Source organism: Nocardia amikacinitolerans NBRC 108937 (assembly GCF_001612615.1).
In the GTDB taxonomy this organism is placed as follows: domain Bacteria; phylum Actinomycetota; class Actinomycetes; order Mycobacteriales; family Mycobacteriaceae; genus Nocardia; species Nocardia amikacinitolerans.
The window spans coordinates 251,049-266,496 of record NZ_BDAU01000011.1; the positions used below are offsets into that span (position 1 = coordinate 251,049).

At 67.5% G+C, this 15,448-nt stretch carries 15 protein-coding genes; 6 read left to right on the forward strand and 9 right to left on the reverse strand.

The genetic code is table 11. From position 1 onward, the window contains the following. Positions 1-124: 124 nt before the first annotated feature. The 4 genes from NAM01S_RS11380 to NAM01S_RS11395 form a co-directional block, all read right to left on the reverse strand. A complete protein-coding gene (locus NAM01S_RS11380; RefSeq protein WP_067783524.1) occupies positions 125-1,042 on the reverse strand; it encodes a phytanoyl-CoA dioxygenase family protein in 918 nt (305 codons plus the stop codon). A 162-nt stretch (positions 1,043-1,204) separates the two neighbouring features. Then, entirely contained in the window at positions 1,205-1,957 is a 753-nt protein-coding gene (locus tag NAM01S_RS11385) for an SDR family oxidoreductase (protein ID WP_067783527.1), read from the reverse strand. A 37-nt stretch (positions 1,958-1,994) separates the two neighbouring features. Continuing rightward, positions 1,995-3,209: an acyl-CoA dehydrogenase family protein gene (locus NAM01S_RS11390; RefSeq protein ID WP_067783530.1), complete on the reverse strand. Its 1,215-nt coding sequence runs from the start codon at positions 3,207-3,209 to the stop codon at positions 1,995-1,997. 102 nt (positions 3,210-3,311) lie between these two features. Next, positions 3,312-3,893 (reverse strand): TetR/AcrR family transcriptional regulator, encoded by a 582-nt coding sequence (locus tag NAM01S_RS11395; protein ID WP_067783533.1) that lies wholly within the window; start codon positions 3,891-3,893, stop codon positions 3,312-3,314. Positions 3,894-4,009: 116 nt separating this feature from the next. Between NAM01S_RS11395 and NAM01S_RS11400 the strand changes: the two genes are divergently transcribed. After that, the gene (locus NAM01S_RS11400) at positions 4,010-4,855 is read left to right on the forward strand and encodes an alpha/beta fold hydrolase (protein WP_067783536.1); all 846 of its coding nucleotides are present in this window, start codon (positions 4,010-4,012) and stop codon (positions 4,853-4,855) included. An 18-nt stretch (positions 4,856-4,873) separates the two neighbouring features. On the opposite strand, the gene NAM01S_RS11405 is transcribed toward NAM01S_RS11400, so the two are convergent. The 4 genes from NAM01S_RS11405 to NAM01S_RS11420 all read right to left on the reverse strand — a co-directional run bounded on the left by NAM01S_RS11405 (position 4,874) and on the right by NAM01S_RS11420 (position 7,384). Next, the gene (locus NAM01S_RS11405) at positions 4,874-5,767 is read right to left on the reverse strand and encodes an SGNH/GDSL hydrolase family protein (protein WP_067783541.1); all 894 of its coding nucleotides are present in this window, start codon (positions 5,765-5,767) and stop codon (positions 4,874-4,876) included. Between the two features lie 127 nt (positions 5,768-5,894). Continuing rightward, entirely contained in the window at positions 5,895-6,419 is a 525-nt protein-coding gene (locus NAM01S_RS11410) for a pentapeptide repeat-containing protein (protein WP_253798765.1), read from the reverse strand. A gap of 519 nt (positions 6,420-6,938) precedes the next feature. Continuing rightward, the gene (locus tag NAM01S_RS11415) at positions 6,939-7,151 is read right to left on the reverse strand and encodes a hypothetical protein (RefSeq protein ID WP_067783547.1); all 213 of its coding nucleotides are present in this window, start codon (positions 7,149-7,151) and stop codon (positions 6,939-6,941) included. Continuing rightward, positions 7,148-7,384 (reverse strand): hypothetical protein, encoded by a 237-nt coding sequence (locus NAM01S_RS11420; RefSeq protein ID WP_067783550.1) that lies wholly within the window; start codon positions 7,382-7,384, stop codon positions 7,148-7,150. Before NAM01S_RS11420 ends, NAM01S_RS11415 begins: the two co-directional genes overlap by 4 nt. A 229-nt stretch (positions 7,385-7,613) precedes the next feature. Between NAM01S_RS11420 and NAM01S_RS11425 the strand changes: the two genes are divergently transcribed. Beyond that, positions 7,614-8,792 carry a helix-turn-helix domain-containing protein gene (locus NAM01S_RS11425; protein ID WP_067783553.1) on the forward strand — a complete coding sequence of 393 codons (1,179 nt, stop codon included), beginning with the start codon at positions 7,614-7,616 and terminating at the stop codon, positions 8,790-8,792. Between the two features lie 152 nt (positions 8,793-8,944). On the opposite strand, the gene NAM01S_RS11430 is transcribed toward NAM01S_RS11425, so the two are convergent. After that, positions 8,945-9,226, reverse strand: coding sequence for a hypothetical protein (locus tag NAM01S_RS11430; RefSeq protein WP_067783557.1), 282 nt, complete (start codon positions 9,224-9,226; stop codon positions 8,945-8,947). 1,799 nt (positions 9,227-11,025) lie between these two features. Here NAM01S_RS11430 and NAM01S_RS11435 point away from each other — a divergent pair. The 4 genes from NAM01S_RS11435 to NAM01S_RS11450 all read left to right on the forward strand — a co-directional run bounded on the left by NAM01S_RS11435 (position 11,026) and on the right by NAM01S_RS11450 (position 15,317). Next, positions 11,026-12,150 carry a polyprenyl synthetase family protein gene (locus NAM01S_RS11435; RefSeq protein ID WP_253798763.1) on the forward strand — a complete coding sequence of 375 codons (1,125 nt, stop codon included), beginning with the start codon at positions 11,026-11,028 and terminating at the stop codon, positions 12,148-12,150. Further along, positions 12,147-13,412 (forward strand): hypothetical protein, encoded by a 1,266-nt coding sequence (locus NAM01S_RS11440; protein WP_067783559.1) that lies wholly within the window; start codon positions 12,147-12,149, stop codon positions 13,410-13,412. Before NAM01S_RS11435 ends, NAM01S_RS11440 begins: the two co-directional genes overlap by 4 nt. A 61-nt stretch (positions 13,413-13,473) precedes the next feature. Next, on the forward strand, positions 13,474-14,490 hold the full coding sequence (locus NAM01S_RS11445) for a fatty acid desaturase (protein ID WP_067783562.1): 1,017 nt from the start codon (positions 13,474-13,476) through the stop codon (positions 14,488-14,490). Continuing rightward, positions 14,481-15,317, forward strand: coding sequence for a methyltransferase family protein (locus NAM01S_RS11450; RefSeq protein WP_067783565.1), 837 nt, complete (start codon positions 14,481-14,483; stop codon positions 15,315-15,317). The genes NAM01S_RS11445 and NAM01S_RS11450 overlap by 10 nt, the downstream gene beginning before the upstream one ends. The last annotated feature ends 131 nt before the right edge of the window (positions 15,318-15,448 follow it).

Consider the following 15,448-nt stretch of genomic DNA (forward strand, 5'->3'; position numbering starts at 1 on the left):
CCGGAACCTACACCGCCGCTACGACAGAAACGCGACGCCAGGCTCTCACCGGCACAGTGCGTCGACGATCGTTCGGGCCAGCCATCCCGTGTATCGCTCGAACGTCCACCCGACCCGACTCCGATCACGATCGGTCGAGCCAGGGTGACAGGTCGAGTTCGGGGTAGCGCAACGCCATGCCCCCCAGAGTTTCGTCGGTCCAGAAAGCATGGCCGGGCGGCGGGAACCCGAAGAGTTGGAGCTGGCGCGGGGTGGCGCGTTCGACGAACCGATACCAGGCGGGTTCGTGACTGCGCAGCGCCCATCCGTAGCGCTGGCCCCACTCGTTGTCGGCGCGGCGGTAGCCAAGATGCATCGAAAAGCGTGCGCCGCCCGGCCGCGCCATACCGGTGCCGCGGTGGAAGGTGCCCAGCTCGAACGCCACCACCGTGCCGGCGGGACCGGCGGCGGAGATCTCACGTTCGTACAGGTCCGGTCGGCCCGGCCCACGGAACCTCGCGGCCGGGTCTCGTCCGGACTCCCCATCCGGAAACCAGTTCGGCGTGGCGTCGATATCGCTTGTGTGAGTTCGCGAAACGAGATGTGGAGGGCCCAGCTCCTCGGGGACGTCGTCGAGGAAGACGAACATCTCGACCTGCTTGAAGGCGGGGGCGCTGCTCGGCACCAGCACGGTGTGGTTGAGGTAGTCGCGGTGCAGATGCTGGTCGTAGTCCGCCGCACCGGTGTACTTCGCCCACGCCTCGGCGGTGTAGAGGCGTAAGTCGTTGCTGCCCAGCAGTTCCTCGGCTAGATCGATGAGCAAATCGTGCACCGCCAACAGGGCGACCTCGGTGCCGGTGAAGGGAAAACTGTCGATGCCGGCGAACTCGTCGCCGACGAAGCGGTCGCGGCGCGGGTCGCTGCCGTCATGGAATCCGTGCGCCGAAGGGAACATGGACGCCAGCTCGGCGACCGCGGGCGTCAAGACGTCTTCGGGCAGATATCCGGGCAGGACGGCGAAACCGTGCCGATTCCACTCATGGGACGCGTTCGAAAGATCCACCGGCACAGTCTCGCCGCATATCCGCCTGCCCGCCAACTGGTTCCGAGCGGCTGCTTCACCGAGACGGCAAGGCGTGGATGATGTCCAGGGCTTGGCCCAGGGTTGCCAGCGCCATCTCGTCGCTGATCAGCGCCGCACTCGTACTCGTCGCCGCGGAAGTGCTCAGCTGACCTTGGCGACGAGGCGCAGCGGCAGCACGCGCATGGCGGCTGCCAGCGGCAAGCCGGGCCACGCGGGAACTTTGGACTGGACGCGTTCGGCCTCGATGGCTTTGACCATGGCCCGCACGCCTTTTCGCGTCGAGACCATCAGCGGCGTGCGGCCCGCGGCGGCGGTCATCTCCGATTCGATGTAGGCCGGGTACAAGGTGGTGACCGCGATCGGGGTGTCGAGCAGTTCGGCGCGGATTCCCTCGGCCAGCGCCGCGACACCGGCCTTGCTGGCGGCGTAGGTGGTGAGATTGCGCGGCAGGCCCCGCATCGCGCTGATCGAGGAGACGACGACGAGATGACCGGACCGCTGACGGCGAAAGATCTCCACGGCGGCCTCGCATTGCGCCAGCGCCGCGACGAAATTCGTCTCTGCGGTCTGCCGGTTGGCGTGGAAGCGGCCGGTGCCGATCGGCTGGCCCTTGCCGAGCCCGGCGTTGACGATCACCCGGTCCAGGCCGTCGAGGTCGTCGTGAAAGGCGTTGAACACCTCGAAGACCGCGTCGTGGTCGTTGACGTCGAGCTCGCGCACGCTCACCCGGATGCGGGGATGCGCGGCGAGCAAATCGTCGTGCAGCCGACGCAGGCGCTCCCCGCGGCGCGCGCACAGCGCGAGATCGCGTCCTTTCGCGGCGAAGGCGCGGGCCATCTCCTCGCCGAGGCCGCTGCTTGCGCCGGTGATCAGAATGCGCTTCCTGGTGGTCATCGACGATCCTCCTGATGCTGAAACGTATGCGGCCGGGTCACGCGCGGTCCCGATACTTGGCCAGTTCGACCCGGGCGACAACGCCGAGGTGAACCTCGTCGGGACCGTCGGCCAGCCGCAGCGCCCGCGCCGCCGAGAGGAACCCCGCCAGCGGGGTGTCGTCGGACAGTCCCGCCGCGCCGTGCAGCTGGATCGCCATGTCGATCACCGAGTAGGCCATGCTCGGAACCGAGGCCTTCACCTGCGACAGCTCGCTGATCGCCGCCGCGGCTCCCCCGGTGTCCAGCAGCCACGCCGTGTGCAGGACTTGCAGCCGCGCCTGGTTGATCGCGATGCGCGCGTGCGCGATACGTTCGCGATTGCCACCGAGATTGATCAACGGTTTGCCGAAACCGTGACGGCTGCTTGCCCGTTCGCAGGCCAGCTCGAGCGCGCGCTCGGCCATGCCGATCAGGCGCATGCAGTGGTGGATCCGGCCGGGTCCGAGACGACCCTGGGCGATCTCGAAGCCGCGGCCGGGACCGGCGATGATCGCGTCCAGCGGCAGTCGGACGTCGGTGAACGACACTTCGCCGTGGCCGTATGGCTCGTCGTAGTACCCCATGACCGGCAGCATCCGTTCCACCTGAACGCCTTCGGTGTCCAGCGGCACAAGGACCATCGAGTGCCGTGCGTGGCGGTGCGCGTCGGGATCGGTCAGGCCCATGAAGATGACGAATCGGCAGTTCGGGTGGCCGATGCCGGTGCTCCACCATTTGCGGCCGTTGAGAACGACGCTGTCGCCGTCCACGATCGCGGTCGCGCTCATGTTCGTCGCGTCCGAGGACGCCGCGTCCGGCTCGGTCATGCAGAACGCCGAACGAATCCGGCCCTCCAGCAGCGGCGTCAACCATTCCGCACGCTGCGCGTCGCTGCCGTAGTGCACCAGCACCTCGGCGTTGCCGGTGTCGGGGGCGTTGCAGTTGAACACTTCCGGGGCAAGCAACGAGCGACCCATCAGCTCCGCCAGCGGCGCGTACTCCACCACCGACAGGCCAGCCCCGTACCTGTCGTCGGGCAGGAAGAGGTTCCACAGCCCCTGCTCGCGCGCGGCGGCCTTGAGTTCCTCGACGACGGGAGAGACGACCCAACGGTCCGAAAGACCGTGCAGCGTGGCGAAATAGTCCGCCTCGCGCGGCGTGATCTCATTGTCGATGAACGCGCGGACCCGGTCTATGTAATCGCGGGCGACGGCTGAATGGGTGAAGTCCACGATGGCTCCTCTCGATTCCCCCCGACACGGCGACAGTAGAACATCCCTAAGCAATGCTCAATAAGACTCGTCCTATAGGACTCGACGCGTAGTGGGGCAGTGTTATTCGGGTGAGTCGAACAGGCGGCCGAGGGCGTCGACGAGGTAGTCGACCAGATCCGAGGTGGCCACGTCGTCGTCGGCTTCCACGGCCATCTCCTCGGCCATGGCGAGCCAGCCGCGGACGGCGAGGCGCGTCATCGCGTCGGCCTTCGAACGTCCCATCGCGTGCAGGATGCGGTCGGTCAAGGTCGCGCGAATGTCCTGGAAGACCTCCATGACCCGGTCGTCACCGCCGCTCGCCGCGCGCACCAGTGCCACGTAGTTGGCGCGGCGCCGCCGGATGAAGCTCACGAAGCCATCGGTGACAGCGTGCTCGCGCGTTTGCGACGTTCCGCCTTCGGGCACTTCGGTCTGCCCGAGCATCCGGTCCCCCGCCGCGCGGACGACGGCGATGTAGTAGTCGCGCTTGGTCGGAAAGTAGTGGAACAGCAGGCCTCGCGAGATACCGGCCTCGGTGGCGACCTCGTCGATGGCGAGCTCGTGGATCGGGCGGGTGACGAGCAGGCGTAGCCCGATGCCGATGAGCTGTTGCCGACGATCCTCGCTCCTCAAGCGGATGCGGGCGCTCCCGGACGCGGTCATCTGGCGAAGGTACCACTGCGGAGCAATGCTCCCGCCACTATTGAGCGTTGCTCAACCTGACGCTAGCCTGTAGCCCCCACGACGATGAGTCGACCGCTGACCAGGCAGGAGTCACTATGCCGACCAGTCACATCAATGGCGCCGAACTCGCCTACATCGACACCGGCCTCCCCCCGCGGAGGCCGTTCGCGCCGACCATCGTGTTCGGACACGGGCTGCTGTTCGGCGGGTGGATGTTCGAACCGCAAATCGAAGCTCTGCGTTCGCGTTACCGCTGTGTGGCGATCGACTTCCGCGGTCAGGGCTACAGCGCGCCGACACCGTCCGGCTACGACATGGACACGCTCGCCGACGACGTGGTGGCCCTGATCGATCACCTGGATCTGGCGCCGGTGCACTACGTCGGCCTGTCCATGGGCGGGTTCGTCGGGCAGCGCATCGCAGCGCGGCGCGGCGAGTTGCTACGCTCGCTGACCCTGCTGAGCACCAGCGCCGAGGCCCAGGGCGCCGTGCACGCCGCCAAGTTCAAGCTGCTCGCGTTGGCCTACCGGCTCGCCGGGACCGGCATGGTGCGCGACCGCGCCGCGAATCTGCTGTTCGGGCCGGTATTTCGGGCCAGCACGGCGGGTGAGCCGGTCATCGCCGAATGGGCTCGACGGCTGAGCCGATCCGAGCGCGCGGGCATCCACCGCGCGATCGTCGGTGTCGCCGACCGCGACGCGATCCTGCCGGAACTCGAGCGCATCGACGTGCCCACTCTCGTCGTGGTCGGCGCCGACGACATCGACACCCCGCCGGATAAAGCCAAGCAGATCGCCGACCACATCGCGGGCGCCACGCTCGAGATCGTCCCCAACTGCGGCCACACCTGCACACTCGAGCAGCCCGAGGCGATCACCGAGCTGATCGCACGATTCGTCAAAACGACCGACGACGTCGCCGCGGCCCGCAGCAGTCGCTGAGCCGCGTTCGCGAAACCGCTACGCGCCCAGCGTCTCCAGCACCCGCCGCGCCTGGTAGTCCGCTCCCAGCTGGTTGGGATGGAAAGGCACGGCGAGCCCGGTCGGCGCGCTGGAGAACGGGACGAGTCCCTCCACCCATCGCACACCGGGTGGTTGGCAGGCGTCGTGGCCGGTGCTGCCGGTGTGGGTGTCGACGAACTCCACACCGGTGGCGTCGGCCACGCGGGCGAGCATGCGGTTGAGCTCGATGAGCTTGTCGCCCAGCCAGATCGCGTCGGCGTCGGAGATGGGGATCTCCGGGAAGCAGCCGCCGGTGGTGCCGACGGCGTCGAAGTAGTCGAGCAGCAGGATGCGAGCGTGCGGGGCGCGTTCGCGAATGCCCGCGATGGTGGCGGTCACCCGGGTCGCGGCGACGCCGATGGCCTCGGTCATGAGATCGGTGTCGCCGGTGACCATCGTGTCCCGGCACGGTGTGGCGGCGGGATCGATCGTCAGACAGGTGAATACGGACTTCGCCAGAGCGGCGTCGTTGCCGCCGATGCCAAGGGTCACCAGATCCGTGGTGGGAGTGAGGCTGTCGAACTGCGGTGGGTTGCTGCCCAGTGCCGTGGCCTGCGGACTCGTCATGTGCCGGGTCTCGGCGCCGCCGCAGGTCGCGTCGCGGAAGACCGGTATCGACAGCGCGGCGGCCACCTGCTTCGGATAGTTGCGGGCGCTCTGCAGACAGTTCACCGGCGCGAACCGCGTACTGATCTGACTGCCCGTGGCATCGGCCGCCCACGAATCCCCCAGCGCCACATACTCCGAATACGCCGGTGCGGCCATCGCCGGTGCGGCGGGCAGACCCGCGGCCGTGAGTGGCAGTAGCGCCACCGCGGCGGACGCCAGCAGTGTTCGCTTGGTCCCAAGCACTGTATCTCCGCTCGAACTACCCGACCCCGTGCATGAATTGGACTAACGTCCAGACGGAATCTAGCACGGCGGTGCGGGCATATGCCCTCAACCGTTGAGATCGGCTTCGGGAACGAAGAATTCGCGTCTACGGATTGAGCCGGTATCGGCCGCCGCCCAGGGCGCACGAGCGGGAACGGACCTGTTCGGAGTACTCGCCCCAGCGCGTGGTTTCCGACCACGTCAGGTCTTTCGCCGTTGCGATGCCCGGGATCTCGGCCTCGGAGAAATCCGTTCCCACCGCGTCGACTCGGGTCAGGTCCGCGCCGGTGAGATCCGCGCCGCGCAAATCTGTACCGGCCAGTTGCGCGTACGCGAGATTGGCGTCGACCAGAACCGCCTCGACGAGGTAGGCCTCGCGAAGATCGGCCGACGTCAGATCGGCTCCGGTGAGATCCGCCCCGGGAAGCTCGATCCCGTGCAGTCTCGCGCGGACCAGATCGGCGCCCGGCCGGATCGCCACTCCGCCGCGGACGATCAGCACGGCGCGTAGCGACGTCGCGCCGCGCACCAGCGCGGTGGTCGCATTCTGAAGCAGTGTTCGACGAGCAACAGTACTCAATCTAGCCCCCTGCATGCGAGAAGTTAGCCAGCGGGTTTCGACACTGCACACGATGCGGACGCTCGAGTCCGTCCGAATTGTTCGTCGGTCCAACTAAAATCGGCGGGGTTCAGCGGTGATAGACAGCTTATCGCTACAGAGCCCCAAGGCGAAGCTCGACATGGCTTGTTCGACGAGAAGTAGCTGCCGTGTCCAAGTGGCCGTCGTGAAAGGAGTTCGGCGGTGTCGACGGTACCGGTCGCCGCTGTTTTCGTATCGGAGAGGACACTTCAGGGATGAATCGTAAATCTCGGCCGCCAAACCTGTTCAGTCACCTCGACGAACCCACTGCCACCTCCGCACCGGCCGGTGACGGCCAGGTGGGTCCTCCGGTGTTCAGCAGCGCCGTGTCGAGTCCCGCGGTAACGGACGACGCCGCGGCCCCGGCCGGCAGTGATCAGTGAAACCGAAGGACCGAGCGCGGGATCTCGCCCGCATGCACGCTCGCCGCGACTCGTCACACTGATTCGACGCCCGACCGACCCCGCAAAGGTTCTGTACCGATTGAGACTCCGGACGTCCAGCCGTCGGTCAGGGTTCGAGGTAGAGCCGCTCGTTCGGGAGTCTGCGGAATCCGTTCGCGGCGGTATCGATGGTCACCGCGTCGAGGTAATGCCGGTCCTCGTGTTCGGCGACGAACACCAGCGCGGCGGTCAGGCACGCGACGAAGTCCATGCGCACGCCGTGCAGGAACACCGACAGGTGCACGTCCGGTTCCTCCGGCCGCGGTGAGACGGTGCTCATCGCGAATGCTCATGGGGCGGAGTTGGACACGCGTGCACTCCGTAGAGCACTGCCCGGCCGGAGGGACGGAACAGCGAGTGCGCGGCGGTGATCCAGCCGCGATACTCCGAGCCCTCGTCGGCCGGTGACGGCAGCGCGACTCGATCGCCGTTGCCAAGCACCGTGATTCGGCGGCTGCGATACAAGGCCGCTTCGGCCGCGAACGGATCGGTGCGCGGCAGAATGGTGCTCACAACAGCCTCCCGGTCACTGCTTCGAACAACCCCATCGGTGAAACACCCTCCCTGCTCGCTCGACATATGAGGAGCGCCCGCCGCCGGGGAACGATGAGGGGCACCGCGTCGACCCGGCGGCGGGGCTGGGTATCAGCTTGGTGGTTGGGGGTGTGTTCGAAAGGCCAGTGAAGGGACAGGTTTCGAGTAGTGAGGGGCGGCGTGGTGGGGATCGATCTACCCTCGTGGCATGGGCCAGCACGTTGGGGAGCGGATTGCCGCGGAACGCAAGATCGCTGGGCTGAGTCAGCATCAGTTGGCCGGTCGGGCCAGGTACAGCCTGAGCATGGTCAAGGCGGTCGAACAGGGGCGTGAGGTCGCGTCTGCGGGGTTCATCGCGGCGGTGTCCGGCGCGCTCGGTGTCGAGCCCGAGCGGCTGCAGGGCAATCCGTATGTCGATACGCTCGCCGAAGAGGGTCCGATCGAAGGGCTGGCCGAACTGCGCACGGTGCTGGCCGAAGGCGCGTATGTCCGAGCGGTCGAGCCGCCGTCTTTCGAGGAGCTGTCCGCCGGTCTCACCGCCGTGGAGATGGCACTGCGGAACGACCGCACACGTCGTGCCCTGGTGATGCTGCCCGATCTGATCCGGCAACTGTACGGCGCGATCCACGCCGCACAGCACGAGCGGGACCGCGCGAAGGCGTACAAGATGCTCTGCGCGGCATATATCGCCGCCGAGGGGGCGTGCGGCCGGCTGGGCTACTCATCGTTGACTGCGCTGGTGCTGGATCGGCTGGATTGGGCGGCATCGCACGCTGACGATCCCGCCTATGCCGTCCGCAGTCTGATCAAACGGTCGCGCCTCCTCATGGCACACGGAGCGACCGACGTGGCGATGTCGCTGGTCGACCGTGGCCTGGCTCTGGTTCCGGGCGACAGCGAGGCGGAGAACGTCCTTCGCGGGTACAGCCACCTGCGCGGTGCGATCGTCGCCGCGCGGGCACGACGCCTCGACGACGCGCGAACCCATATCGGCGCGGCCCGGCAGATCGCGAGGCCGATGACCCGGGAAAGCTCGCTGTACACAACCGATTTCGGCCCGGGGAACGTGGAGGTGCACGCGTGTGCGGTCGAGCTGGAGGCAGGCGACCCCGGCAAGGCAGCGCGTGACGGTGCCGTCTTGGCCCTTCCGTCCGATATGGCCGCGCCGAGGGCGGGCCACCACTGGCACGACAACGCTCGCGCCTGGCTGATGACGGGGAAACCCGACCAAGCCCTTGCCGCGCTCAACAAGGCCCGTGCCGCGGCACCCCAACAGACGCGCCTGCATCCGTCCGTCCGGGAGACTTTGTTCGGCATCGCCGCCGCTCAGCGCCGCCAGTCCGAGAGTCTGGTCGGCTTCGCCTCTTGGCTCGGCGCGAGTCTTTGAGCGGTCGGTACACCGGGCGATCCACCAACACCTCCGACCCCGGGGTGCTGCCGAGGGGGCAGGTCCCGGGGTTGCTGGTATGGGTGGCAGTGGGCGTGCGAGGCGGCGGGGCCGCACGCCGGTACGGGGATCAGTACATGCCCGTACGGTGATCAGTAGTAGTAGTAATTTCCGTAGGCGTCGTAGTTCTCGGAGCCGGGAGTCAGGTTGGTCTGGCCGCCCGGGGTGAGGTTGGTCTGGCCGCCGGGGGTCAGATCCTGCTGGCCGCCACACACCAGATTGGGCCAGGAGCAGGTCGGCAGGTTGGGGTCCTGCTCGGCTTGGGCGACACCAGCCGTCACCAAGCCGGCACCTAGCAGGGCGGGTGCCGCGGCGATCGCCATGGCGCGTGCGAAGCGGTGGGTGCGGCGGGTCGAGCGCTGGTCGGTCGTCATATGGTTTGCTCCTTCGTGTCGGTCTGGCGGGGCGGTCCCGCTGTCGTTGTGACGATGTCTAGACTGCTCGACGCTGAGCCGCGCTGATAGGACACCAAGGGTGCGGGGCGACTCACCCTTCTTGTGGTTCGATCCCACCAAGGTGGGCGGCGGTTTCGGTCCCCGCGGTCGGAAGAAACCGACAATGCGCGGCAGTTGAAAATGCGATCAGTTCAGAACCCCGCCGGGCCTCGCCGGACCGAAAAACGCCCGTCCGGCAGCACCGGCATCCCGTGCGCTATGAGTGGCTGGACGAGCGGCTGCGATCGCCGGCATCAGCCCCGTAATCAGCGACGCGATCGTCGTGTCGGCCGACGATCGATACACCGCCGAAAGCAGCGCGGGTGATCAGCGTGGTGGACGATCAGCTCGACGAGATGCCGTCCAGTATGTCGCCGAGTTTCACGCTCTCAAGACGAAAACTGTTGCTGCACAGCGCTATACGGCACGACCGAATCACACGATACCTTCGATCGGACTCGCCGATATCGCTGACCAGCCGTAGGCCGGTTCGCATCCGATCTCTCTCCGGACGCTGTCGCGAAAGGTCGTGGTGTCAGCAGGTGTTGACTGAGATTCGTTTGTTTCCAATAGCTTTGAAGAAATTGCGTACCCTGTCGGGCGCGCGGGGTCCGACGGCTCGGATCGCGAGCCGGTCAACGAACAATAGCGTTCGCGAACGCCACGCGGCAAGGGCGACGCGCCGACCTGGCCCACTTCCCACACCTCGAGAGCCTAGCGGCAGACGCATTGCCGAACCTGTCACAAGCGCGTAGAGGCAAACAAACAGCGATCGAATTACGTTGTGCGCAAACAATTTAGATTGAAGCGCCGTCTGATCCGGATTCGCGACGCTCCCCTGCTGGGGATTGTCCAATCGCTCCCTTCGGTCCGGCCGCATGGTCGAATACTGAACCATCATCCGTCTGAGTTGCCTTGTCGTGCACTGTGATTCATCACAGAAGTTTGCTCAAAGAATTCCGGTCGGTTTCGACGCGCGACTAGATGTGTTGTGCGGTAGCCTCTTTCGCTATGTTCGTGGTTGAGGAACTTGTTGCGCTCGAGGTTGCGCTGGGTGATGGACTGGCCGTGGCGGGTGTCGAGCAAGACCATGTGGAACGACTACTACCGCGTGCGTGACGCTCTGCGCGCGTACGCGGACGAGCACCTCGGCGATCCGGACGATGTGCTGGTAGTGGATGAGGCCGGATCATTGTGTAAGAACGTGAAAATCCCTCGGGCGCAACACTTATGTCCGCGTCCGGGCGGTGTCGTCGAGCGTCGTCGGCTCGACGATCTCGGCAACGGGCATGCCCCCGCTGCGTCGCGCCGCCGACCCGCACCGGTCGCCGCGGCCGACTCCCACGCCACACATTCTGGCGCACAACGTATTTCACGGCGGTCGACATCGGAGTCGACCCGGCTACGCGTTGGTTCCGTAGCCGGAGAGTCGTGGATCCCCGAACGGGCAGCGGCCACACCGTCGTCCGCCCTACGGACCACCTCCCCCGGACCCAGCCGCGGATCCCGTACTCGGCGCGTACTGACGCCGACTCTTGCAGGCGACCACGAAATCGCCAACTCCCCGCGCTACGCACCCACCGAGACCAGCGCCGACTAGCCCACCGAAGTCGCGGTGGCGGCATCGACGCCTGCTGCCGAACAGCCGATTCGTCCGTAACCGAACGCCCTCTCCAGGCCAGTGGTCGCCGCCGCGTGCCCGACTCCGCTCGCTATGACACCGAAGGAGCTCACCGCCAATGGACAATCCCACGTCACCGTCAGGACATCAGGAGGACGGGCGCCTGGTGGCGGCCATGTCCGGGCGGTCGAGCACCGCGGACGCGGTCGCGGACGGCCGCGTCCGCGTCGCCACCTCGGCGTCGAACGGCCATGCCCGCACCGAGTCCGCCGAGCAGGTCGTCGCGCCGGGCGACCGAGTGGCGATGGTCACCGAGCGGATGCGCGAAATCTTGGTCACCGGAAGCGATTTCGACGACATCTACCGTCACGTCCTGACCGCGCCCGGCAAACGGGTCCGGGCCAGGCTGGTGCTGGACTGCCACCGCCTGCTGCCGTCGGCCGTGTCGGCGTCCGTCCCCGACGCCGTCGATCTGGCCTGCGCGATGGAGATGCTGCACGAAGCGTCGCTGATCCACGACGACATCTGCGACAGCTCGCTGCTGCGGCGCGATGCCCCCTCGGTGCCCGCCCTGTTCGGTATCCGGACCGCCGCCCGGGTCGGATTCCATATGGCGGGCACCGCATTACAGGTCTTGGCGCGGGTGCTGGAAGACAACCCGGTGGTCTGCGCGCAGCTCGGCGAGGCTCCCGGCGTCACCTACCTGGACAGCATCTCGGATCTGTCCGCGGGGCAGCTGGTGGAGACCATGACCCCCGACGTCGACGATGCCGCGCTGCGCAGGCACTACGAGGTCGTCGCGGGCGCGAAGACCGGCACACTGTTCCGGCTGGCCTGTTCCTACGGCGGTACGGCGGGCGGGGTCGACCACGACCGGCTGCGCGACCTGATGCGGTACGCCGAACAGTTCTCCCTGGCCTTCCAGATCATGGACGACGTGCGCGACGTCGAGGGCGACCCCGCGCTCGGCAAGGAGGCCTGCGGCGACCTGGATCGCAGGGTGCCGACCTGGCCGGTGATCGAATGGCTGGCGATACGCCCGAATGCTCGCGAAATGTGGCTCTCACCAACGACTTCCAGCGCCGAATTGCAGGCCGACCTGGTGCGCAGCGGGGCGACCAAGGCCGCGCACGACGCCGCGATCCGCGCCGCCGAGACGGCGTGCGCGGCGCTGGAGACGTTCCCGCCGACCCCGGCGCGGGACGACCTGCGCACCCTGGCGCTACAGGTGGTGTCGCGATGACCGGAGGAAGACTCGGCATCCTCGCCAACGGGCTGCGGAACCTGCGCCGCGCACCCGACCTGGCCGCGCTGCGGGCGGCGGCCTCCCCCGCCGAACTGGCCAGGCTGGCACTGATCCCGGCGGCACGGAACATGGGAATCGCGATCGGCTTCCTCGGCGCGGACCTGCGGGCCGAAGCCACCGCTGCCCTACTCGCCTGCCGTGTGCTCGACGCCTACGAGGACCTGATCGACCGTCCGCTGGCGGGCACCGCCGTGCGGACCGCCGCGCAGTACCTCATCGGCGGCACCGACACCCCGCCGCCACCGCCGGAGCGGGTCACGGTCCGCGACAGTGAGGCCGTCGACCTGGTGCTCGCCGAACGCATCGCGGACGTGCGCGCGCTGGTGTCGGCGCTGCCCGTCGCGGGACGGGAACGCGTGGGCAGCCTGCTGCTCGACGTCGGCGATGTGATGGCCCGCAACCTCGAATCGCCACTGCCTCGGGTCGCCTACAGCGAGGGAGTGCTCGGCCGCGTGACGCATTACGCGTGCACGCTGGTCGCCGAAGAGGCTTGTGCCGAAACCGATTTGCGCGAGCTCACCGCGTGCGTCGGCGTCATCGCTCAGGCGGCCAACGACCTGCGCGACGGCGAACTCGCACTCTACGGCGTCGCCGACCGCGCCGAACTGACCAGGGCGGTGATGCTGCGACTGCTCGCGCCTGCCTTGGGCGGGTTCGCCCTGCTGGCCCGCCTCGGCCCGCGCACCCCCAACCCGGGCGCCAGGGCGGCGATGGCGTACATGACCATCACGACGACAGGCTTCCTGTGTTCGACGGTCGGGGCGCCGGTCCCCTACCGGCGGCCGATCGGCGCCACCGCGCTGGCCGTCCTGTCGCCCGCGCGCTGGGCCAAGATGGTCGAGCGGGTCCAGCGATGCGCCGACGCGGCGGTCCACCGGGTGCTCGACACCTCGCCGGAACTCGGTACCGGTTCCGACGCGGCGGCGCGACTGCTCGGCGCGGTCGACCCTGGCACGCTGTCGCCCGCGATGGTGCCGCTGATCGTCGACACCACCTTCGCCCTCGTGCGGGCACTGCCGGAAGAACCGCTGACGGGCACACTCTCCGCCGCCGACATCCGCACCATGATGATCGCCGATCACCTGGCCTTCGGCGCACTCGATCGGCTGCCGCCGCGCGGAGCAGACGAGATGCGCGCCCTCGCAACAAGATTCCAGCTGGCCGCCCTCGAAACCACTCCCGGAGGAGATCGTCCGTGACCAGTTCGTCCACCGACCCCGGCATAGGAACGCCCGACACCAACACCCGAGGAGAACACCTATGACCACCGTGCCAACCCGTCCCGGCGACGGAACGCCCCCGGCGGCCTCCGACCGACCGCCGTTCAGCCGCCGGGTGCTGAAGCTCGAGCACCCGGCGAACGTCGGCCCGCTACTGCACATCGTGGCGTGGGTCGTGCTGCTGTCCTTCGGCCTGTTCGTGCCGATCGCCACGAACTGGTATCTGGCTGTCCCGCTGATCATCGTGCTGACCCTGCTGAACTTCTCGCTCACCATCGGCGTGATGCACATGCACACGCACCGGGCGCTGTTCGTCTCGCGGCGGCTGAACCGCTTCGTGGACATCATGTGCTGTCTGCCCGCCACGCTGACCTCGGCGGAGATGCGCGAGGTGCACGTGCTCAACCATCACCGGTTCAACGACGGACCGGGTGACGTCACCTCCACCGAGGGCATGGAACGCGGGCTCGGCGCCGTGTGGTACTGGATTCGGTACGGCACCATCGTCAAGAACCACACCATGCGAATGATCTTCGCCGCCAACCCGTCCGAGGGTCGGCTCAAGCGTCGCCACACCTTCGTCCTCGACCTCACGCTCGCTTTGGCGCTGCCGATCGGCATCTGGTACGTCGCGGGCTTCGAGCGGTTCGCGCTGTTCTGGGGCCTGCCGTTCCTGATCACCCAGGTGAACTCCGGATACTTCGCCTGGCTGACCCACGCCCCGGCGCGGGTGTTCGAGGACGATCCGAGCAAATCGCTGAACACCGCGGGTAACTGGCTGAACTTCTTCATCTTCAACCAGGGCTACCACAGCGTGCACCACCGGTACCCGGGCGTGCACTGGTCGCAGATACCCGACAAGCTCGATTTCATGCGGCAGGTCGACGCGGCCGTCATCGTGCCGTACTGGATGACGATCCAGTCGTCGTGGCGCCTGGTCCGGCCCGGTGGCTTCCTCGACGCGCGCTACGGCGAGCGGTGGAAGGCCAAGCTGGACAAGCGGATGGAGACGGGGACGGTCCGCCTGCGGTTCCTGCCCTGGTTCGCATGGATCTGACCACCGCGCAGCAACAGGTTCGGGGCGCGCTGACGGACCGCCGCCGGCTCGTCCCGTTCCTGCTGGCCTTCGGCGTCTACGGCGTCGCCGGAGTGACCGTGCCGCTACTGCTGTTGTTCGCCGGAGGCTGGTGGCTGCCGAAGACCGTCGACGAGGGACCGCACCTGGCGACCGGTCCGGCCATCGCCGTCGACGTGCTGCTGCTCGCGCTGTTCGGCTTGCAGCACTCGGGCATGTCACGACCGGCGTTCAAGGCGTTCATCACCCGCTGGGTGCCGGAAGCCTTGGAGCGCACCGTCTACATCGTCATGGTCTGCCTGGTCGTGTGGGTGATGTGCCTCGCGTGGCAGCCGCTCCCCCAGCGGGTCTGGTCGGCGGACGGCGTCGTCGGGACCGCTCTCGACGCCGGGTTCTGGCTCGGCTTCGTGCTTGTCTACGCGGCGACGTTGCTGCTCAACCACTTTCACCTGCTCGGCATCAGTCAGGCCTACCGCCACTACGTGATCCAGGTGCCGGACGCGACCATGGATCGCTTGCAGGTGCACGGGCCCTACCGTTTGGTGCGCCATCCGTTGATGACCGGCCTGCTGCTGTCGTTCTGGTGCGCCAGCGACATGACCGCCGGACATCTGCTGTGGGCGGTCGGGTTGACCGGCTACATCCTGCTCGGCACGTTCCTGGAAGAGCGCGACCTCGTCGCACGCTTCGGCACGGCCTACCGCGCTTACGCCGAGCAGGTTCCCGCCTTCTTCCCGTCACCGCTCGGTCCCTCGGCGCGGGCACGTGTGCGCCAAGCCGTGTTCGGCCGTTCGGATCAACCGCTGTGACGGCCGAATACGGCTCGGCCTGAACGGCTTTCGTACCACCCAGCTCGTGGTCACCGTCGCCGCACATCGACGTGGCCATCGGCTGTGCACTGTCCGCCACCGGTTCGTCCCGGCACGGGAACGCGCCGGTG